Source organism: Bradyrhizobium sp. USDA 3262, assembly GCF_054060035.1.
In genome coordinates this window covers 8,598,665-8,617,076 of record NZ_JBSSCT010000001.1, presented here as the reverse complement: position 1 = coordinate 8,617,076, position 18,412 = coordinate 8,598,665, and the positions used below count along the sequence as shown (strand labels likewise).

The following is an 18,412-nucleotide window of genomic DNA, read 5'->3' as shown; positions in this document are numbered from 1 at the left end:
GCTCCAGGCCGTGCGTTTTTGCCACGCGGCACAGCCTTTGTCTGTCACCGCCACGACACGGTTCAAAAGGTTCCCTGGTGTGGCCCGGCCGGCTTTGAGGGCTAAGTGGCGTCGCTGGCGCGCGTGCCGGCCGCAGCTTCGTCGAGCTTGCGATAGAGCGTCGAGCGGCCGATCTTGAGGCGGCGCGCGACCTCCGACATCTGTCCGCGGTAATGCGAAATCGCGAAGCGGATGATCTCGTTCTCGAGATCTTCCAGGGGGCGCACCTCGCCCGCCGTATTGAGCATCGCGAGGCCGCCGGCGGTGGGCAGGGAGGCAGTAACCGGTATTTCATTACCGGAAATCATGGCCGGAGCCGTGGAGGGCGACACCACCAGCGGCTCGCCCTGCAGCGATTTGCCCTCCGGTACCGGATGCGCCGTTCCTTGCGGGAAATCGGCGAGGCCGAGCTGGTCGCCGTCGCTCATCACCACGGCGCGATACACCGTGTTCTCGAGCTGGCGGATGTTGCCCGGCCAGTCGAGCTGCGCGAGGTGCGCCATCGCCTCGCCGCTGATGCCGGTGATGTTGCGGTTTTCCTCGGCGCAGAACCGCGCCAGGAAATGCCGCAGCAGATGCGGGATGTCTTCGCGCCGCTGTCGCAGCGCCGGAATGGTCAGCGGCAGCACGTGCAGGCGATAGAACAGGTCCTCGCGGAACTGGCCGCCTTTCACGAGATCGAGCAGCTTGCGATTGGTGGCCGAGATGATGCGAACATCGACCTTGACCGGCTTGCGGCCGCCGACCGCCTCGACGGTGCCTTCCTGCAGCGCGCGCAGCAGTTTCACCTGCGTGGCCAGCGGCAATTCACCGACCTCGTCGAGGAACAGCGTGCCGCCATGCGCTTCGACGAACTTGCCCTGATGGCGCTCGGTTGCGCCGGTGAAGGCGCCCTTCTCGTGGCCGAACAGGATCGATTCGACGAGATTGTCCGGGATCGCGCCGCAATTCACCGCAACGAACGGCCTGGCCTTGCGCTCGCCGCTGCCGTGAATGGCGCGCGCGAACAGTTCCTTGCCGACGCCGGATTCGCCCTCGATCAGCACCGGGATCGTCGAGGACGCGGCCTTTTGCGCGGTGCGCAGCACCCCGGCCATCGCCTCGCTGCGGGTGATGATGTCGGAGAAGGTCAGCCGGCCCTCGCGGCTGTGGCGGATCCGCTGCAATTCGCCCTTCAGCGCCGAGGCGTTGAGGGCGTTGCGCAGGGAAACCTGCAGCCGCTCGAAGCCGACCGGCTTGACGACGAAATCCTGGGCACCGGCGCGCATCGCCGACACAACATTGTCGATGCCGCCATGCGCGGTCTGCACGATGACCGGGACGGTCAAACCAGCTTCACGAATTTTTGCGAGGACTCCGAGACCGTCGAGGCCCGGCATCACGAGGTCGAGCACGACGGCGTCAATCGCCTGCGTCTCGGATGCGGTCAGGGCCGCGATCGCCGCGTCGCCACTGTCCACGACGAGGGGCTCATAGCCGCACTTCTGCACCATGTTTTCAACCAAACGGCGCTGTACTGCGTCGTCATCGGCGATCAAAATGGTGGCAGCCATGGTTTTCCCCGCACGCTACGTTTATTTGTCTCGAATCGGGGCAATGTCGCCGATGCCGATTAACGCACTCTTAAATGTTGCAAACCCGCATTCATTCCGCCGCCGCCGACATCTTTCCGACTGAACTAAGGTTACGAACAAGATGACCTCGCGCTCCAAAACTGCATCCAACAAGTCTGCCCTCAGCAAGGCCGCTCTCCGCAAGGAAGCCGCGTTGCGCAAGACGGCCGCGCAACGCAAATCGTCCGCAGGCGGCCCGGCGGCGAAAAAGGCAGCCAGCAAGACCGGCAAGCTTCCGGAATGGAATCTGGCAGATCTCTACTCCGGTATCGATGCGCCTGAGGTCGCACGCGACTTGCAGAAAATGGACGCAGATTGCGTCGCGTTTGAGACCGACTACAAGGGCAAGCTTGCCGAAAATACCGCCAAAGAGGGCGGCGGAAAGTGGCTGGCCGAGGCGATCAGGCGCTATGAGGCGATCGACGATCTGGCTGGCCGTCTCGGCTCTTACGCCGGCCTCGTCCATGCCGGCGACAGCGTCGATCCCGCGATCTCGAAATTCTACGGCGACGTCTCCGAGCGGCTGACCGCCGCGTCGGTGCATCTGTTGTTCTTCTCGCTCGAGCTCAATCGCGTCGACGATGATGTGATCGAGCGCGCGATGGCCGAACCCGAACTCGGCCATTACCGGCCGTGGATCGAGGATCTGCGCAAGGACAAGCCGTACCAGCTCGAGGATCGCGTCGAGCAGCTGTTCCACGAAAAGGCGCAAAGCGGCTACGCGGCCTGGAACCGGCTGTTCGACCAGACCATCTCCGGTCTGCGTTTCAAGGTCGCCGGCAAGGATCTCGCGATCGAGCCGACGCTGAACCTGCTGCAGGACAAGGCGGGGGACAAGCGCAAGGCTGCCGCGCAGGCGCTCGCCAGGACCTTCAAGGACAATGAGCGCAGCTTTGCGCTGATCACCAACACGCTCGCCAAGGACAAGGAAATCTCCGACCGCTGGCGCGGCTTCCAGGATGTCGCGGACTCCCGCCATCTCAACAACCGCGTCGAGCGCGAGGTGGTCGATGCGCTGGTCGCCTCGGTGCGCGCGGCCTATCCGAAGCTGTCGCACCGCTATTACGCGCTGAAGGCCGGCTGGTTCAAAAAGAAGAAGCTGCCGCACTGGGACCGCAACGCCCCGCTGCCGTTCGCGGCGACCGGCACGATCGCCTGGCCCGAGGCGCGCAACATGGTGCTGTCGGCCTATAGCGGCTTCTCGCCCGAGATGGCCGCGATCGCGGAGCGATTCTTTGACGATCGCTGGATTGATGCGCCGGTCCGTCCCGGCAAGGCGCCCGGCGCGTTCTCGCATCCGACCACGCCGTCGGCGCATCCCTATGTGCTGATGAACTATCAGGGCAAGCCGCGCGACGTGATGACGCTGGCGCATGAGCTCGGTCATGGCGTCCATCAGGTGCTGGCGGCGAAGAACGGCGCGCTGATGGCGCCGACGCCGCTGACGCTGGCGGAAACCGCAAGCGTGTTCGGCGAGATGCTGACCTTCAAGCGGCTATTGTCCCAGACCAGGAACGCCAAGCAGCGCCAGGCGCTGCTCGCGGGCAAGGTCGAGGACATGATCAATACCGTGGTGCGGCAGATCGCGTTCTATTCATTCGAGCGCGCGGTTCATACCGAGCGCAAGAACGGCGAACTCACCGCCGAGCGGATCGGCCAGATCTGGCTCAGCGTGCAGGGCGAGAGCCTGGGGCCGGCGATCGAGATCAAGCCGGGCTACGAGACGTTCTGGATGTACATTCCGCACTTCATCCACTCGCCGTTCTACGTCTATGCCTATGCGTTCGGCGATTGCCTCGTGAACTCGCTCTATGCGGTCTACGAGCACGCGTCCGACGGGTTTGCCGAGCGCTATCTCGACATGCTCGCCGCCGGCGGCACCAAGCACTACTCCGAGCTGCTGCGGCCGTTCGGGCTCGACGCCAAGGACCCCAAATTCTGGGACGGCGGCCTGTCCGTCATCGCCGGCATGATCGACGAGCTGGAAACGATGGGCTGAGGCCCATCCGCCATGCTGTTCCCTGGGCTGAAGCCGGCGTTTTTGCGCCGGACGGCATGATCTTTCCTTGGCGTCCGCGCTGGGGAGATCAATCCGGCCCGGACGCGGCCGTTGCCGGGCCGCCCGGATCGGGGACGATTTGCGCTTCAAATCGCCCGATCGGGACCGCGCCGTTGCCCTGCCTACCCGTTTGCGGTAATGGCTCGCGGAGGAACGCGAATTTCTGACTGGGGACAGCGATGGCAGACCATAGCGAAGTGGCCTACACGACCGCCGACGGCAACGACTACGTGGCGCATGAGCAGACCTATGAAGGGTTTATCATGCTGGTCAAATGGGGCTCCATCAGCGTCGCCATTATTCTCGCCCTGATGGCCTATTTCCTGGTCTGATCCTTAGATCGGCTAGCGGCGCCGCCGTCCCGCGGCGGTGCCGGAATATCTGTCGAACCCGGATGTGTAAAAACCGGGTATCCAAATCTGGCGAAAATAACGCTAGTTTGAAGACGCGTGCGCCGCTCGCGCCGCCGGAGGGCCCATGAAGATTGCCGTTGCCAAGGAAATTGATCCGTCCGAGCCGCGGGTTGCGGCCTCGCCCGATACCGTGAAGAAGTTCAAGGCACTCGGCGCTGAGGTCGCGGTCGAGCCGGGCGCGGGCATCAAGTCGGGCCTTCCCGATTCGGAATTCACCGCCGTTGGCGCCACCGTCAGCGCGGACGCGCTCAAGGACGCCGACATCATCATCAAGGTGAAGCGGCCGGAAGCCTCCGAACTCTCCAAATACAAGCGCGGCGCGCTGGTCATCGCGATCATGGATCCCTATGGCAACGAGGCCGCGCTGAAGGTGATGGCCGATGCCGGCGTGTCCGCCTTCGCGATGGAATTGATGCCGCGCATCACCCGCGCGCAGGTGATGGACGTCTTGTCCTCGCAGGCCAATCTGGCCGGCTACCGCGCCGTGATCGAGGGCGCCGAGGCCTTCGGCCGCGCCTTCCCGATGATGATGACCGCCGCCGGCACCGTTCCGGCCGCGAAGGTGTTCGTGATGGGCGTCGGCGTCGCCGGCCTGCAGGCGATCGCGACCGCGCGGCGGCTCGGGGCCGTCGTCACCGCGACCGACGTGCGCCCGGCCACCAAGGAACAGGTCGAATCGCTCGGCGCGAAATTCCTCGCCGTCGAGGACGAGGAATTCAAGAACGCGCAGACCGCCGGCGGCTACGCCAAGGAAATGTCCAAGGAGTACCAGGCCAAGCAGGCCGCGCTGACTGCCGAGCACATCAAGAAGCAGGACATCGTGATCACGACCGCGCTGATCCCGGGCCGTCCGGCACCGAAGCTCGTCACCGGCGAGATGGTGAAATCGATGAAGCCCGGCTCGGTGCTGGTCGATCTCGCGGTCGAGCGCGGCGGCAATGTCGAGGGCGCCAGGCCCGGCGAGGTGGTCGAGACCGACGGCATCAAGATCGTCGGCTACACCAATGTCGCGGGCCGCGTCGCGGCGTCGGCCTCGGGACTCTACGCGCGCAATTTGTTCTCGTTCATCGAGACGATGGTCGACAAAGCCAACAAGGCGCTCGCGGTCAATTGGGACGACGAGCTGGTGAAGGCCACCGCGCTGACCAAGGACGGCGCCGTCATCCATCCCAACTTCCAGCCGAAGTAAGGAGAGAAGCCATGGAGCATCTCGCGCAGGCCGTCGATCCGTTCGTGTTCCGGCTGTCGATTTTCGTCCTCGCCGTGTTTGTCGGCTATTTCGTGGTGTGGTCTGTGACCCCGGCGCTGCATACGCCGCTGATGAGCGTGACCAACGCGATCTCCTCGGTGATCGTGGTCGGCGCGCTGCTCGCGGTCGGCGTCGGCATGGTCTCGAGCGGTTCGGGCTGGGCCCGCGGCTTCGGCTTCGTCGCGCTGATCTTCGCCTGCGTCAACATCTTCGGCGGCTTCCTGGTCACCCAGCGCATGCTCGCGATGTACAAGAAGAAAGCCAAGTGAGCGGCAATCACCTCGGGGTGATGAGGATTTTGGGGGACCTGAGATGAGCGCCAATCTCTCTGCACTGTTGTATCTCGTGGCGGGGGTGCTGTTCATCCTGTCGCTGCGCGGCCTGTCGAGCCCGGCGTCGTCGCGCCAGGGCAACATGTTCGGCATGATCGGCATGGCGATCGCCGTCGGCACCACGCTGGCGAGCCATCCGCCGGCCGACGGCGTGGCCTGGGTGCTGGTCATCCTCGCGGTCGCGATCGGCGGCGGCATCGGCGCCGTGATCGCGCGCCGGGTGCCGATGACCTCGATGCCCGAGCTCGTCGCCGCATTCCACTCGCTGGTCGGCATGGCCGCGGTGCTGGTCGCCGCCGGTGCGTTCTATGCGCCCGAGGCGTTCGACATCGGCACGCCCGGCAACATCCATCCGCAGAGCCTGGTCGAGATGTCGCTCGGCGTCGCGATCGGCGCGCTGACCTTCACCGGCTCGGTGATCGCGTTCCTGAAGCTGTCGGCCCGGATGAGCGGCGCGCCGATCATCCTGCCGTTCCGCCACGTCATCAACATCGTGCTGGCGCTGGCGCTGGTGTTCTTCATCGTCGGCCTCGTGATGAGCGGCAGCGCGCTCGACTTCTGGCTGATCACCATCATCGCGCTGGCGCTCGGCGTGCTGATGATCATCCCGATCGGCGGCGCCGACATGCCGGTCGTGATCTCGATGCTGAACTCCTACTCCGGCTGGGCCGCGGCCGGCATCGGCTTCACGCTCGGCAATTCGGCACTGATCATCACCGGCGCGCTGGTCGGCTCGTCGGGTGCGATCCTGTCCTACATCATGTGCCACGCGATGAACCGCTCGTTCATCTCGGTGATCCTCGGCGGCTTCGGCGGCGAGACCGCGGCGGCCGGCGGCGGCAGCGGCGAGCAGAAGCCCGCCAAGCTCGGCTCGGCGGATGACGCCGCCTTCATCATGAAGAACGCCTCCAAGGTCATCATCGTGCCCGGCTACGGCATGGCGGTGGCGCAGGCACAGCACGCGCTACGCGAGATGGCCGACATCCTGAAGAAGGAAGGCGTCGAGGTGAAATACGCCATTCACCCGGTCGCGGGCCGCATGCCCGGCCACATGAACGTGCTGCTCGCTGAAGCAAACGTGCCCTATGACGAGGTGTTCGAGCTCGAGGACATCAACTCGGAGTTCGCCCAGGCCGACATCGCCTTCGTGATCGGCGCCAACGACGTCACCAACCCGGCGGCGGAAGAGGACAAGACCTCGCCGATCTACGGCATGCCGGTGCTGCAGGTCTGGAAGGCGGGCACCGTGATGTTCATCAAGCGCTCGCTCGCCTCGGGCTATGCCGGTATCGACAACCCGCTGTTCTACCGCGACAACACCATGATGTTGCTCGGCGACGCCAAGAAGGTCACCGAGAACATCGTCAAGGCGATGTAAGGCGGTAGCGATGGCGCTGAACCGGGAGTGGCATCGAGCGCATCGCATGCCGCCCCGGGCGACGCGCGAGCAGCGTATCAAGTGGCACGTCGCGCATGCGGCGGCGTGCGCGTGCCGGCCGGTCCCCGACAGCATCAAGGCGGACGTCGAGAAGCTGCGCAAGCTCCGCGGCAAGACATAGCCGCGGCCACCGCTGATGGCACTGGCACTCGCAATCCTGAAATGGCTCCTGATCGCCGCGTTCGTCATCTATCTCGGCGGGCTCGTGGTGCTGTACGTCAAGCAGCGCGAACTGCTGTTTCCGATCCCGCCGGTCGGGCGAACCGCGCCGGCAGCCGCGGGGCTTCCCGAAGCGGAAGAGCATGTCCTGACCACTGACGACGGCGAGAAGGTCATCGTCTGGCACGTGCCGGCGAAGCCGGGCCGGCCCGTCGTGCTGTTCTTTCACGGCAATGGCGATTTCCTTGCCGGGCGCGTGGCGCGCTTCAAGGCCATCACGGCCGACGGCACCGGGCTGGTGGCGCTGTCCTTTCGGGGTTACGCAGGGTCGAGCGGGTCTCCGAGCGAGCAGGGACTGCTGCAGGACGCCGCGGCGGCTTACGCCTTCACCACCGCGCGCTACCGCGCCGAGCAGATCGTGGCCTGGGGATTCTCCCTCGGCACGGGCGTTGCGGTTGCGCTCGCTGCCGAACATCCGCTCGGCAAGCTGATCCTCGAGGCGCCGTATACGTCGACGGCCGACGTCGCCGGCGCGCATTTCTGGTATGTGCCGGTCAGCCTCTTGATGCGCGATCAATTCCACTCCGACCGGCTCATCGCGCAGGTCAAGGCGCCGCTGCTGATCATGCATGGCACCGGCGATCCGGTGATCCCGATTCGCTTCGGCGAGCGCCTGTTCGGCCTCGCCCATGAGCCCAAGCAATTCGTGCGACTGCCCGGTGGCGGGCACGATAATCTCGATGATTTCGGTGCGATGGCGACGGCGCGGCGGTTTATCGACGCCGCAAGAGGCTGACGGCGGCGATTGTCTGTCGCATAATCGCGCCACCGAAGTGAGGGGACCCCCACGATGAGCGCACACGGACCGATGCCGCGGTCGGCCTGGCTGTATCCCGTTCTGGCGGTGCTGTTGTTTGCCGCGGTCACGGCCACCGGCTACAGCTTCGCGCCATCGGCCGGGGGCTGGGTGTTTGCGGCGGTGCTGCTGGTCATTCTGTTCGGCACCGTGTTCGCGGCGGTCCACCATGCCGAGATGATCGCCGAGCGTATCGGCGAGCCGTTCGGCACATTGCTGCTGACGCTCGCGGTGACGATCATCGAGGTGGCGCTGATCTCGACCATCATGCTGGGCGAAACGCCGGCGCCGACCCTGGCCCGCGACACGGTGTTTGCGGTGGTGATGATCGTCTGCAACGGCCTGGTCGGGCTCTGCATCTTCATCGGCGGCTTGCGCTACAGGGAGCAGGATTTCCAGATCACCGGCGCCAACCTTTACCTCAGCGTGCTGTTCGTGCTCGCGACCATCACGCTCGATATGCCCAATTTCACGCTGGCCTCTCCGGGCCCGGTGTTTTCCACGGCCCAGCTCGCCGTGGTCAGCGTCGTGACCGTGCTGCTCTATGCGGTGTTCCTCTACACCCAGACCATCCGTCACCGCGATTATTTCGTCAGCGGCGCCAATGAGGCGGCGGCGCATGGCGAGGTGATGTCGGACCGCATGACCGCGATCAGCGTTGCGCTGCTGCTGATCTCGCTGCTGGCGGTGGTGCTGCTGGCGAAGAAATTCTCGCTGGTGGTCGATGTCGTCACCGTCAAGATCGGCGCGCCGCCGGCCTTTGCCGGCCTGGTGGTGGCGGCCCTGATCCTGTTGCCGGAGAGCGTTGCCGCAGTGTCGGCGGCGCGCAAGAACGATCTGCAGAAGAGCATCAACCTTGCGCTCGGCTCGTCGATCGCCACCATCGGGCTCACGGTTCCCGCGGTGGCCGTAGCCGCCTATGCGCTCGACAAGCAGCTGGTGCTCGGGCTCAGCAACCAGCATATGCTGATCCTGCTGCTCACCTTCATGGTCAGCATGCTCACCTTCGGAACCGGCCGCACCAACATCCTGTTCGGGCTCGTTCACATGGTGGTGTTCGCCGTGTTCGTGTTCATGGTTTTCGTGCCGTAGAGCATGATCCGCTCAAAAAAAATTGGAGAGAATGACGATGCTCAGCGCCAAATCGGATGTGCAGGTGGATACCGCGGAGGTCCGCGTGACCGAATGGCGCCTTGCGCCGGGCAGCGCCACCGGCCACCACACCCATGAAATGGACTATGTCATCGTTCCGATCACGGCGGGCGAGATGACGATCGTGGCGCCGAACGGCGAGCGCTCGAAGGCGCAGCTCGGAGCCGGCAAATCCTATTTCCGCAAGGCAGGGGTCCAGCACGACGTGCTCAACGAGACGGCCAGCGAGATCGTGTTCCTCGAGGTCGAACTCAAGCCCTGACGCGGCGCAAGAACCCTGCAAGCACCCTGCAAGGAACTCTGCACCCGCCGAATGGCAGGTCCGAGCCGGCGCGGCTGTGGAAATTCATAACCCGTTAACGGCTGCGCGATGATCTAGCAGGCGGATGCGGCCTGCGCAGGGGGCGCCTCCGGCTGAAACCAAAGCGACACCAAAGGTGACGTCGGAACGGGGGTTTGCCACCGATCCGACGCAGTTGATCCCTGAATGTGCCTCAAAGTTCCAGCATGTAATACCGGGGTGGGGAGTGGCAGGTCATGCTGAGTTACCTGAAGAAATTCGTGATGGACATCTTACCCTCGGTGGCAGCGACCATCATCGGGGCGTACATCGTTAATCACTACATCGTGGCCAAGCCGGAGGCGCCGGCAGCCGCAGCCGTGACCGCCGCAGTCGATCCCAAGGCCGATCCGAAAGCCGCCGCCAAGCCCGCCACCGTCGTCAGCAGCCTCCCCGAAGCCGGTGTGAAGGCCAAGGGCATGTCCGAGCGCACGCTGATCGAGCGGTCGGCGTCCGAGAAGGCCACCGTCACCGAGAAGCCCGCCGAGAAATCGGCCGACCCCAAATCTGCCGATGTGAAGCCTGACGCGCCGGCCGATACCGCCAGCATCCCCGCCGACACCCGCCATCACCCGGCAGCGCCGAAGGCCGTTGCGAAGGTCACGCCCGCCGCGCCGCAGCCGGCCGCGCCTGCGACATCAGCCGCGCCGGTCGAGACGGCTGTGACGCCTGAGGAAAGCCGCGACGCCAACGACCTCGCCCGCGCCGCCATCGAGCGGCTGCGCAAGGAGCGTCCGCAGGAGGCGGCGCGTTCCCAGGACGCCACGCGTTCCCAGGACGCTGCGCGCACCGATCTTGCCCGCCTGCCAGAGGCGCAGCGTGCGGCAGCCACCTCGGCGATCCGGCCGTTGCCGCCGCCGATCATGGTGTCGAGCCCGTCCACCGACAATGTCGATCAATCCTCGCAGCCGCGTCCGCCCTACGCCGGCGGCCAGGACTCCAACCGGCTGACGCCGCCGGCCGACATTCCGGTCCCGGTGGTGCAGGCCCCGCTCGACCTGCGCGCCGAGGCGATCATGCCGGCGCAGAAGAACGAGCGCACGTCGGTGACCGACGACATGTTCTCCGGCATGAAGTCGATGTTCCACGCCGTCCTGCCGAAGTAGCCACAGCGCCGCTCGATCGTTCCTGACGGGTTGTCTTCACGCCAAGCGCTAGCCGCCGGTGCGCGCCAGCCCGCTGCGCGCGTTGCCGTCGCTTGGCCGCAGCGCGAGCGCGCGATTGTAGGACGCCGCCGCCTTGGCCTTGTCGCCGAGCCGCTCATAGGCCTGGCCGCGCGTGCTCCACGCCGCAACATTGCTTGGATCGGCCTGCACGGCCTCGTCGAGATCGCTGGCGGCCTGCTTGGCCTTGTCGAGCGCGAGGTAGCTGGTCGCACGGCCGACCAGGGGCTCGGCCTTCTGCGGCGACAGCCCGCTGGCCGCGGTGAAATCGTCGATCGCCTGCTGATGCTGTCCGCGGCCCTGATAGATCAGGGCGCGGCCGTAGAGCGCCTGGATGTTGTAAGGGTCGGCCGCCAGTGCCTGTTCGAACTCCGCCATCGCCTCGTCGAGCTTGCCGGAGCGCGCCAGCACCTGAGCACGCGTGGTGTGATCCTTGGCGCTGTTGACGTCCTGCGGGGTGATGGTGTCGGCGGCGGGTTTGTCGGCGGTGGCAGCCGGCTTCGGCTTGTCGTCCGAGGAGCCCCATGAACCGAGGTCGAAGGAGCAGCCCCCGAGCGGCAGGCCGAGAACCACTGCAATGATGACGAGATGCGGCGCGCAACGGCGGTGCGCGGGTCCTGGAAAGGGCGGGCGGGCTACCGGATCAGCCGTCATGCAAAATGCTCTTGCCGATCGTTTTGCATGGGTACCCCGGAACGCGGCGCGCTTCAAAACGACAACGCGGGCCCGTGGCCCGCGCTGTTAGACTTCCATATCGGCAAAACGGTTCAGCGAGGGCCGCGACCAGCGCCTGCACCGCCCGGACGGCCGCCGCGGTCGCCACCGGGGCCAGCGCCGAACACCGGCTTCGGCTTCATCGGCAGCAGGCCTTCGCGCTGCAGCTTCTTGCGTGCCAGCTTGCGCGCGCGGCGCACGGCTTCGGCCTTTTCGCGGGCCTTCTTCTCGGAGGGCTTTTCGTAGTGACCGCGGAGCTTCATCTCGCGGAAAATGCCCTCGCGCTGCATCTTCTTCTTCAGCGCCTTCAGGGCTTGGTCGACATTGTTATCGCGGACGAGAACCTGCACGCGGCATCCTCTTTTGAATTGATCGGTTCGGAATTCTGGCGAGGTGAAGGGGCGGCAAAAGGCCTGCCTCTTAACCCTAGGCGCGCGCATGTATCAGACAAACGCGCAGATGTCCACCGGTCGAGTGACTTTCGGGCCTAGTAAAGCCACGAAATAGGGCGAAAATGCCATTGTGCGGCCCTGATTTGGGTGGTTTGGCGCCCAGATGAGGGCCGCTCCCGGCGTTTTCGATAACCCGGACATTGGAAATAGGGGAGATGCGAGATGGAGATGAAGAAATACGCTGCCGAGGCCATCGGTACGTTCTGGCTCACATTCGCTGGCTGCGGCAGCGCGGTGATCGCGGCCGGCTTTCCGCAGGTCGGGATCGGCCTGGTCGGCGTGTCACTGGCTTTCGGGCTGAGCGTGGTGACCATGGCCTATGCGATCGGCCATATCTCGGGTTGCCACCTCAACCCGGCGGTGACGGTCGGGCTCGCCGCGGGCGGGCGCTTCCCGGGCGGCCAGGTGCTGCCCTACATCATCGCGCAGGTCGTGGGCGCCATCATCGCGGCCTGGCTGCTCTATATGATCGCGAGCGGCGCGCCCGGCTTCGATGTCAGCAAGGGCTTTGCCTCCAACGGCTATGGCGCGCACTCGCCCGGCCAGTACAACATGGTGGTGTGCTTCATCACCGAGGTGGTGATGACCATGATGTTCCTGTTCATCATCATGGGATCGACCCATGGCAAGGCGCCTGCCGGCTTCGCGCCGCTCGCCATCGGCCTTGCGCTGGTGATGATCCATCTCGTCAGCATTCCCGTCACCAACACCTCGGTGAATCCGGCGCGCAGCACCGGGCCGGCGCTGTTCGTCGGCGGCTGGGCGTTGGGGCAGCTCTGGCTGTTCTGGGTCGCGCCTCTGATCGGCGGTGCGCTCGGCGGCGTGATCTATCGCTGGCTCAGCGACGAGCCGGCCGGCATCGTCGCAGGCGCGAAGACGGCGTGATCGGCGAGAGCGTTTTCGAGCGAACTGGACGCCGGTTCGCGTGAAGAAAACGCGTAAACAAAAATCCGGAGCATCGATCCTGATTGAATCAGAACCGATGCTCTAAAGGATCGTGGCTGCCACGATCCCATTTCCATCGATGTGTCGAAGGCGGCCGCGGCCGCCGGAGCATGATCCGGAAAAGTGGGAAGCGGTTTTCCGAAGAGATCATGCTCAAACGACGAGCTAAAGCGCGATGAATATCTCATCGCGCTTTAGTGGAATTAAGGCTTGCGGGCGGGCGTCACTTCGGTGACGTGCCCCATCTTGCGGCCGGGGCGCGGCGTGCCCTTGCCGTACAGATGCACCGTGGCGCCGGGAACGGTGAGCCACTGCTCGTAGCTCAGGATATCGTCGCCGATCAGATTGGTCATGACGACATCGCCGTGGCGCACCGGCTTGCCCAGCGGCCAGCCGGCGATCGCGCGGATGTGCTGCTCGAACTGTGAGATCGAGGCGCCGTCGAGCGTCCAGTGGCCGGAATTGTGCACACGCGGCGCGATCTCGTTGACCAGCACCGTCGCCTTGCTGCCGTTGCCGGGCACCGCAAACATCTCCACCGCGAGCACGCCGACATAGTCGAGCGCCGAGGCGATCTTTTCGGCAATCACACGCGCCTGCGCGGCAAGCTCATCGGGGATTGCGGCCGGCGCGCGGGAAATTTTCAGAATGTGGTCGCGGTGCTCGTTTTCGGTGACGTCGAAGCATTCGACTTCGCCGGACGCGGAGCGAGCCGCGATCACCGAGATCTCGCGCTCGAACGGCACGAAGGCTTCGAGGATGGCCGACTTGGTGCCGAGGTCCTGCCAGACCTGTTCGAGGTCGTCGCCGGCGCGGATGATGGCCTGGCCCTTGCCGTCATAGCCGAAGCGGCGGGTCTTGATCACCGCGGGCAGGCCGATGCGTTCGATCGCCGTGCGCAGCGTGCCGACCGAGGAGACGTCGGCGTAGTCGGCGGTGCCGATGCCGAGCTTGCTGACAAAATCCTTCTCGATCAGCCGGTCCTGCGTGGTCTCCAGGATCTTGTAGGCCGGCAGCACCGGGCGCCGCGCGGCGAGCACCATCGCGGTCGCGGCCGGGACATTCTCGAATTCATAGGTCACGACGTCGACGTCGTTGGCGAACAGTTCGAGCGCCTCGACGTCGGCATATTCCGCGCAGGTCGCGTTCTGCACCACGTCGAACGCCGGGGAGTCCGGATCCGGCGAAAACACCTGGCAGCGGAGCCCGAGGCGCGCCGCCGCCATCGCCAGCATCCGGCCCAATTGCCCGCCGCCGAGGATTCCAATGGTGTCGCCCGGCTTCAGCTTCACTCCGTTCGAAGCCGTCACGCCGCGTCCTCCGGATGCTCGTTGACCGCGTCGGTCTGCTGCTTGCGCCAGGCCGCAAGGCGGGCCGACAGAGCCGGATCGTTGAGCGCGAGCACGCTCGCCGCGAGCAACGCGGCATTGATCGCGCCGGCCTTGCCGATTGCCAGCGTCCCGACCGGGACGCCGGCCGGCATCTGCACGATCGAATAGAGCGAATCGACGCCCGACAGCGCCTTCGACTCGACGGGAACCCCGAACACCGGAAGCTCGGTCAGCGCGGCCGTCATGCCCGGTAGATGGGCGGCGCCGCCGGCGCCGGCAATGATCACCTTGTGGCCGGCCGCCTTGGCGCCCTTGGCAAAGGCGTAGAGCCGATCCGGGGTGCGGTGGGCCGAAACGATACGCGTTTCGCAGGCCACACCGAGCGCAGCCAGCGTCTCGGCGGCATGGCGCATGGTTTCCCAGTCGGACTGACTTCCCATGATGATGGCGATCGGAGCGGTCATCTCTTCAATTCTGTGCAGGAATCCAAAAGCATAGGCCGATTATAGGGGCGGCCCGGGCGTCATCCAAGGCGTGGCAAGGGAGTTAGAATGGACTATCCTGTCTTGGTGAATCCCGGCAAGCCTTCATAAGCAGGCCTCAACAAGGATGCGCATGAAGAAGAAGACGACGGCGGCCGCCTCCGGGGCCGCGAAACGACGCAAAGGCGCGCCCGCCGCGCGCAAATCCGGGCCGGGCAAGACTGGAGCCAAGCGGGCTGGAACCAAACGGGTTGGAACCGCAGCTTCCACGCGAGGCGCGGTCGCATCCGGCGACAAATCGACGATCCGCAGCTTGCGGGCGCAACTGGCGCGGGCGCAGGCCCGGATCGAGGAGCTGCAGGCCTCCGCCGAGACCGACTTCCTGCTCGACATCCTGAACCGGCGCGGATTCGAGCGCGAACTCGCCCGTTCGCTCTCCTTCATCAAGCGCTATCAGGCCTCCGGCGCGCTGATCGTGCTCGACGTCGATCGTCTCAAGCCGATCAACGATGCCTTCGGCCACGCGGCGGGCGACGAGGTGCTGAAGGCGATCGTTGCCGCGATATCGGATCAGGTGCGCGCTTCCGACGTGATCGGCCGTCTCGGCGGCGACGAGTTCGCCGTGCTGCTGTGGAATCTCAGCGAGATCGATGCCCGCGCCAAGGCGGCTGCGCTGGAAGAGGCGATCGATCGGTTGACCTTCATGTTCCGAGACAGCCAGGTCACCGCAGGTGCCTCCGCGGGCGTTGCGATCCTCACCGCGCATTCGGACATCGATCGCGTTCTCGATGAGGCCGACCGTGCGATGTATGTGCGCAAGGCGCAGCGGCGCCACGAATCCTAAGCATGATCCGGAAAAGTGCGAAGCGGTTTTCCGAAAAGATCATGCTCAAACGATGATGATTCGACCCGATCCCATCGCGCTTGAGAGATCAGAGCGCGCTCAGATCCTCCGGCACATTGCCGTAGGCCCGCAACAGCTTGGCATCGCCGAATTCGCCGATCGCGGGATCGCCGGTGCGGCTGAACGCGACGGCGCCGATGCTGCCGGGCATCCGCGACATGGTCTCCGCGCGGCGCAGCGCGACCGCCGAGCTCTGGCATTCCTCGGCATTGCCGGCGACCGGCGTGCCGTCATCATCCTGCATGAAGGGCAGTGCCACGTAATAGGTTACATCGGCCATCGCTGTGCTCCCTGAAGATCAGGCCAAGGATCAGGCCAAGGATCAGGCCAAGGATCAGGCCAAGGATCAGGCGGCATCGCTCGCCGCCCGGGTCTGCGCCGGCACGCAACCGGCGGTGATCGCGGCCTGCAATTCCTCAAGCTCGGCTTCCAGGTATTCGTTGGCCATGATCAGCGCCTTGATGGTGCTGCGCAGGTTGCCGTCGCACATCGCGATCGCCTGATCGCAGGCCTTCTCGTAGCGGCTGTTGTCGGGCAGGGAAGGCGGTGCGGACATGGCGAAACTCCCTCTGATGGCTGGCGGCTGGATCGATATGTTCTCTTTTTGTTCCGATAGAGTCAAGCGCCGGGAAACCGCCTTGCGTCCGTTGCCGCGAACGTGAAGCCGGTGCGGCGCTGTGGATGACGGGGAAAACCGCTGCCCGATCTGAACCGGAAGCGCCAACCTGCGAAGGCCCGCGCCGCGACGCGCATCAGGCGATGATGTCGGGCGTGATCTGGTCTTCGATGAAGGCGATGCGATCGCGCAGTTGCAGCTTCCGCTTCTTCAAGCGTTGCAGCATCAAGAGATCCGGCGCCGGCGACTGGTGCAGCGCGTCGATCGCGGCATCGAGGTCGCGGTGCTCTTGTTGCAGACGCGCGAGCTCGGCGATTAGTTCGCGCTCATCCTGATCGTTCATGGTTGTATATTAACTGATAAGCACGATGAGGTTGTTGCGGCGGAAGTCGCCGCTCGCCGGAATATCCTCCTTGCGCGCGCGCCGCGCAAGCCGGACCGGTTCCATAGTCACGATTGGTTACAGATAAACCGAAATGAGTGCGTGCGGCATTTCGCGTCCCCCATCGACAGCGCCGTCCACTCGTGTACACTCGGCGGTCCGGATCGAACCTGAGGTTTAACGCACCGAGGAGTGTTCGCAATGGCAATACAGGCCCATCTCATTGAGCTGGAGCGTAAACACAAAATACTCGAGAACGAACTGCACGAAGCGCTCGTTCACCCCTCCGTAGACGACCTGCATATTTGCGAGCTGAAGCGCCGCAAGTTGATGGTCAAGGATCAAATCGAGCGGTTGAGACTGTCCGCCGACGACACGGTCCACTAGACCGCCCCCCTGCAAATTAGCAAATAGCCTGGCCTTTCACCGAGGGATGAACGCACAAGTGCGCGCGCATCCCCCGGACGGCCATACTGTATTTGCTCAGAGTTCCGCCAACTCGCCGACATGGTCGGCGACCGCGAGCGACGACGTCAGTCCGGGCGATTCGATCCCGAACAGGTTGATCAGGCCGGCGACGCCGTGATCGGCCGGTCCCTGGATCAGGAAGTCCTGCGTCGCCACCGCCGGCGGCACAATCTTGGGGCGGATTCCCGAGTAGCTCGGCATCAGCGCGCCGTCCGGCAGGGCCGGCCAGTATTTCCGGATCGCCGGATAGAACCGCTCGGCCCGATCAGGGTCGACGGCGTAATCGATGTGGTCGATCCATTGGACGTCGGGCCCGAACCTCGCCTGTCCGGCTATGTCGAGCGTCAGGTGCACGCCGAGCCCGCCGGGTTCCGGCACCGGGTAGATCAGCCGCGAGAACGGCGCCCTGGCGCTGCAGCTGAAATAATTGCCCTTGGCCAAATAGGCCGTTGGAATCAATTCGATCGGCATGCCCTCGACGTTGCGTGCGACCGCCGTCGCGCCGAGTCCGGCGGCATTGACCAGGAGATCGCAGGCCAGCGTCATCGGCGCCGCGCCGCCGGCCTCGATCTCGAACCCGTCGGCGGTGGCCCTGGCGTGGAGCAGCGGCGTATGGAAGGCGAACGCCGCCCCGGCCGCCTCGGCGTCACCGCGCAGCGCCAGCATGTAGGCATGGCTGTCGATGATCCCGGTCGAGGGCGACAGCAGCGCTGCGTCGCAATTCAGCGCCGGCTCCAGGGCGCGCGCCGCCTCGCCGGACAACAGCTGCATGTCGTCGACGCCATTGGCCTTTGCATGCGCTCGGATCGACTGCAGCTTCTCGGTCTCGGCAGGCGTGGTAGCCACGATCAGCTTGCCGCAATTCTTGTGCGGGACGCCGTGCTCGGCGCAGTAGCGGTAGAGTGCCCGCTTGCCGCTGACGCACATCCGCGCCATCAGGCTGCCGGCGCGGTAGTAGATGCCGGCGTGGATCACCTCGCTGTTCCGCGACGAGGTCACCGTGCCGATCCCCTCGGCCTCCTCGATCACAATCACTTCGCGGCCGGCCTGTGCCAGCCGCCGCGCCACCGCGAGGCCGATCACCCCCGCACCGACGATCACGCAATCAACCCTGTCCATCTCGTCCTTCAGGTCCGAAAATTTCCGCCCGGCCGCGCCCTGGCCGCTGCCGCCAACATCGTTCAGCCGATCCGGTCGCTTTGGGCAAGTGCTTATTAGGCAAGTGTTTGGGCCATCTCAAATAGTTGGGAAGCCATGCCCTGTTAGTGGAGCATTAATCATGTCAGGGCAATTGTCATAAATTAA

The 18,412-nt window shown here is 65.0% G+C and carries 22 protein-coding genes; 13 read left to right on the top strand and 9 right to left on the bottom strand.

Translation table 11 applies throughout. The features are described 5' to 3' along the window. Positions 1-101 precede the first annotated feature (101 nt). Positions 102-1,592 carry a sigma-54-dependent transcriptional regulator gene (locus ACVWYP_RS40845; RefSeq protein ID WP_304497219.1) on the bottom strand — a complete coding sequence of 497 codons (1,491 nt, stop codon included), beginning with the start codon at positions 1,590-1,592 and terminating at the stop codon, positions 102-104. A 142-nt stretch (positions 1,593-1,734) separates the two neighbouring features. Here ACVWYP_RS40845 and ACVWYP_RS40840 point away from each other — a divergent pair, with 142 nt between their 5' ends. The 10 genes from ACVWYP_RS40840 (at position 1,735) to ACVWYP_RS40795 (ending at position 10,756) form a co-directional block, all read left to right on the top strand. After that, on the top strand, positions 1,735-3,651 hold the full coding sequence (locus ACVWYP_RS40840) for a M3 family oligoendopeptidase (RefSeq protein ID WP_304497218.1): 1,917 nt from the start codon (positions 1,735-1,737) through the stop codon (positions 3,649-3,651). A gap of 239 nt (positions 3,652-3,890) precedes the next feature. Beyond that, positions 3,891-4,043 carry an aa3-type cytochrome c oxidase subunit IV gene (locus tag ACVWYP_RS40835; protein WP_304497217.1) on the top strand — a complete coding sequence of 51 codons (153 nt, stop codon included), beginning with the start codon at positions 3,891-3,893 and terminating at the stop codon, positions 4,041-4,043. Between the two features lie 145 nt (positions 4,044-4,188). Then, positions 4,189-5,313 carry a Re/Si-specific NAD(P)(+) transhydrogenase subunit alpha gene (locus ACVWYP_RS40830; RefSeq protein WP_304497216.1) on the top strand — a complete coding sequence of 375 codons (1,125 nt, stop codon included), beginning with the start codon at positions 4,189-4,191 and terminating at the stop codon, positions 5,311-5,313. An 11-nt stretch (positions 5,314-5,324) separates the two neighbouring features. Further along, positions 5,325-5,642: a proton-translocating transhydrogenase family protein gene (locus tag ACVWYP_RS40825; RefSeq protein WP_016841609.1), complete on the top strand. Its 318-nt coding sequence runs from the start codon at positions 5,325-5,327 to the stop codon at positions 5,640-5,642. A gap of 43 nt (positions 5,643-5,685) precedes the next feature. Further along, positions 5,686-7,083, top strand: a complete 1,398-nt coding sequence (locus ACVWYP_RS40820; protein WP_018268744.1) for an NAD(P)(+) transhydrogenase (Re/Si-specific) subunit beta — start codon at positions 5,686-5,688, stop codon at positions 7,081-7,083. A 10-nt stretch (positions 7,084-7,093) separates the two neighbouring features. After that, the gene (locus ACVWYP_RS40815; RefSeq protein WP_304497215.1) at positions 7,094-7,264 is read left to right on the top strand and encodes a hypothetical protein; all 171 of its coding nucleotides are present in this window, start codon (positions 7,094-7,096) and stop codon (positions 7,262-7,264) included. Positions 7,265-7,279: 15 nt separating this feature from the next. Further along, on the top strand, positions 7,280-8,098 hold the full coding sequence (locus ACVWYP_RS40810) for an alpha/beta hydrolase (RefSeq protein WP_304497214.1): 819 nt from the start codon (positions 7,280-7,282) through the stop codon (positions 8,096-8,098). Positions 8,099-8,152: 54 nt separating this feature from the next. Beyond that, positions 8,153-9,250, top strand: a complete 1,098-nt coding sequence (locus ACVWYP_RS40805; protein WP_304497213.1) for a calcium:proton antiporter — start codon at positions 8,153-8,155, stop codon at positions 9,248-9,250. Positions 9,251-9,287: 37 nt separating this feature from the next. Beyond that, a complete protein-coding gene (locus ACVWYP_RS40800) occupies positions 9,288-9,572 on the top strand; it encodes a cupin domain-containing protein (RefSeq protein WP_028340624.1) in 285 nt (94 codons plus the stop codon). Positions 9,573-9,847: 275 nt separating this feature from the next. After that, on the top strand, positions 9,848-10,756 hold the full coding sequence (locus ACVWYP_RS40795; protein ID WP_304497212.1) for a hypothetical protein: 909 nt from the start codon (positions 9,848-9,850) through the stop codon (positions 10,754-10,756). 48 nt (positions 10,757-10,804) lie between these two features. Here the strand turns inward: ACVWYP_RS40795 and ACVWYP_RS40790 are convergent, their stop codons facing one another. Together ACVWYP_RS40790 and rpsU are read right to left on the bottom strand one after the other, a co-directional pair. Continuing rightward, a complete protein-coding gene (locus ACVWYP_RS40790; RefSeq protein WP_304497211.1) occupies positions 10,805-11,467 on the bottom strand; it encodes a tetratricopeptide repeat protein in 663 nt (220 codons plus the stop codon). A 113-nt stretch (positions 11,468-11,580) separates the two neighbouring features. Next, positions 11,581-11,877: a 30S ribosomal protein S21 gene (rpsU, locus tag ACVWYP_RS40785; RefSeq protein ID WP_021078544.1), complete on the bottom strand. Its 297-nt coding sequence runs from the start codon at positions 11,875-11,877 to the stop codon at positions 11,581-11,583. 264 nt (positions 11,878-12,141) lie between these two features. Between rpsU and aqpZ the strand changes: the two genes are divergently transcribed. Further along, positions 12,142-12,864, top strand: coding sequence for an aquaporin Z (gene aqpZ, locus ACVWYP_RS40780; RefSeq protein ID WP_304497210.1), 723 nt, complete (start codon positions 12,142-12,144; stop codon positions 12,862-12,864). A gap of 263 nt (positions 12,865-13,127) precedes the next feature. On the opposite strand, the gene ACVWYP_RS40775 is transcribed toward aqpZ, so the two are convergent. Together ACVWYP_RS40775 and purE are read right to left on the bottom strand one after the other, a co-directional pair. Next, positions 13,128-14,234: a 5-(carboxyamino)imidazole ribonucleotide synthase gene (locus ACVWYP_RS40775; protein ID WP_304497209.1), complete on the bottom strand. Its 1,107-nt coding sequence runs from the start codon at positions 14,232-14,234 to the stop codon at positions 13,128-13,130. Further along, positions 14,231-14,719 carry a 5-(carboxyamino)imidazole ribonucleotide mutase gene (purE, locus tag ACVWYP_RS40770; RefSeq protein WP_304497208.1) on the bottom strand — a complete coding sequence of 163 codons (489 nt, stop codon included), beginning with the start codon at positions 14,717-14,719 and terminating at the stop codon, positions 14,231-14,233. The genes ACVWYP_RS40775 and purE overlap by 4 nt, the downstream gene beginning before the upstream one ends. Before the next feature lie 145 nt (positions 14,720-14,864). Between purE and ACVWYP_RS40765 the strand changes: the two genes are divergently transcribed. Continuing rightward, positions 14,865-15,581, top strand: coding sequence for a GGDEF domain-containing protein (locus ACVWYP_RS40765; protein WP_304497207.1), 717 nt, complete (start codon positions 14,865-14,867; stop codon positions 15,579-15,581). 88 nt (positions 15,582-15,669) lie between these two features. On the opposite strand, the gene ACVWYP_RS40760 is transcribed toward ACVWYP_RS40765, so the two are convergent. From ACVWYP_RS40760 to ACVWYP_RS40750, 3 genes are all read right to left on the bottom strand, one after another. Beyond that, positions 15,670-15,921, bottom strand: a complete 252-nt coding sequence (locus ACVWYP_RS40760; protein WP_018268738.1) for a hypothetical protein — start codon at positions 15,919-15,921, stop codon at positions 15,670-15,672. 66 nt (positions 15,922-15,987) lie between these two features. Beyond that, the gene (locus tag ACVWYP_RS40755) at positions 15,988-16,197 is read right to left on the bottom strand and encodes a hypothetical protein (protein ID WP_028336001.1); all 210 of its coding nucleotides are present in this window, start codon (positions 16,195-16,197) and stop codon (positions 15,988-15,990) included. 196 nt (positions 16,198-16,393) lie between these two features. Continuing rightward, positions 16,394-16,600 (bottom strand): YdcH family protein, encoded by a 207-nt coding sequence (locus ACVWYP_RS40750; protein WP_016847372.1) that lies wholly within the window; start codon positions 16,598-16,600, stop codon positions 16,394-16,396. A 240-nt stretch (positions 16,601-16,840) separates the two neighbouring features. Here ACVWYP_RS40750 and ACVWYP_RS40745 point away from each other — a divergent pair, with 240 nt between their 5' ends. Further along, positions 16,841-17,026 (top strand): YdcH family protein, encoded by a 186-nt coding sequence (locus ACVWYP_RS40745; protein WP_016847370.1) that lies wholly within the window; start codon positions 16,841-16,843, stop codon positions 17,024-17,026. Between the two features lie 96 nt (positions 17,027-17,122). Here the strand turns inward: ACVWYP_RS40745 and ACVWYP_RS40740 are convergent, their stop codons facing one another. Continuing rightward, positions 17,123-18,238, bottom strand: coding sequence for an NAD(P)/FAD-dependent oxidoreductase (locus ACVWYP_RS40740; RefSeq protein WP_453946200.1), 1,116 nt, complete (start codon positions 18,236-18,238; stop codon positions 17,123-17,125). Positions 18,239-18,412: the final 174 nt, after the last annotated feature.

Coding starts and splice junctions, on each gene's coding strand:
- ACVWYP_RS40845 (WP_304497219.1), bottom strand. CDS start 1,592: ATGGCTGCCACCATTTTGATCGCCGATGACGACGCAGTACAGCGCCGT.
- ACVWYP_RS40840 (WP_304497218.1), top strand. CDS start 1,735: ATGACCTCGCGCTCCAAAACTGCATCCAACAAGTCTGCCCTCAGCAAG.
- ACVWYP_RS40835 (WP_304497217.1), top strand. CDS start 3,891: ATGGCAGACCATAGCGAAGTGGCCTACACGACCGCCGACGGCAACGAC.
- ACVWYP_RS40830 (WP_304497216.1), top strand. CDS start 4,189: ATGAAGATTGCCGTTGCCAAGGAAATTGATCCGTCCGAGCCGCGGGTT.
- ACVWYP_RS40825 (WP_016841609.1), top strand. CDS start 5,325: ATGGAGCATCTCGCGCAGGCCGTCGATCCGTTCGTGTTCCGGCTGTCG.
- ACVWYP_RS40820 (WP_018268744.1), top strand. CDS start 5,686: ATGAGCGCCAATCTCTCTGCACTGTTGTATCTCGTGGCGGGGGTGCTG.
- ACVWYP_RS40815 (WP_304497215.1), top strand. CDS start 7,094: ATGGCGCTGAACCGGGAGTGGCATCGAGCGCATCGCATGCCGCCCCGG.
- ACVWYP_RS40810 (WP_304497214.1), top strand. CDS start 7,280: ATGGCACTGGCACTCGCAATCCTGAAATGGCTCCTGATCGCCGCGTTC.
- ACVWYP_RS40805 (WP_304497213.1), top strand. CDS start 8,153: ATGAGCGCACACGGACCGATGCCGCGGTCGGCCTGGCTGTATCCCGTT.
- ACVWYP_RS40800 (WP_028340624.1), top strand. CDS start 9,288: ATGCTCAGCGCCAAATCGGATGTGCAGGTGGATACCGCGGAGGTCCGC.
- ACVWYP_RS40795 (WP_304497212.1), top strand. CDS start 9,848: ATGCTGAGTTACCTGAAGAAATTCGTGATGGACATCTTACCCTCGGTG.
- ACVWYP_RS40790 (WP_304497211.1), bottom strand. CDS start 11,467: ATGACGGCTGATCCGGTAGCCCGCCCGCCCTTTCCAGGACCCGCGCAC.
- aqpZ (WP_304497210.1), top strand. CDS start 12,142: ATGGAGATGAAGAAATACGCTGCCGAGGCCATCGGTACGTTCTGGCTC.
- purE (WP_304497208.1), bottom strand. CDS start 14,719: ATGACCGCTCCGATCGCCATCATCATGGGAAGTCAGTCCGACTGGGAA.
- ACVWYP_RS40765 (WP_304497207.1), top strand. CDS start 14,865: ATGCGCATGAAGAAGAAGACGACGGCGGCCGCCTCCGGGGCCGCGAAA.
- ACVWYP_RS40760 (WP_018268738.1), bottom strand. CDS start 15,921: ATGGCCGATGTAACCTATTACGTGGCACTGCCCTTCATGCAGGATGAT.
- ACVWYP_RS40755 (WP_028336001.1), bottom strand. CDS start 16,197: ATGTCCGCACCGCCTTCCCTGCCCGACAACAGCCGCTACGAGAAGGCC.
- ACVWYP_RS40750 (WP_016847372.1), bottom strand. CDS start 16,600: ATGAACGATCAGGATGAGCGCGAACTAATCGCCGAGCTCGCGCGTCTG.
- ACVWYP_RS40745 (WP_016847370.1), top strand. CDS start 16,841: ATGGCAATACAGGCCCATCTCATTGAGCTGGAGCGTAAACACAAAATA.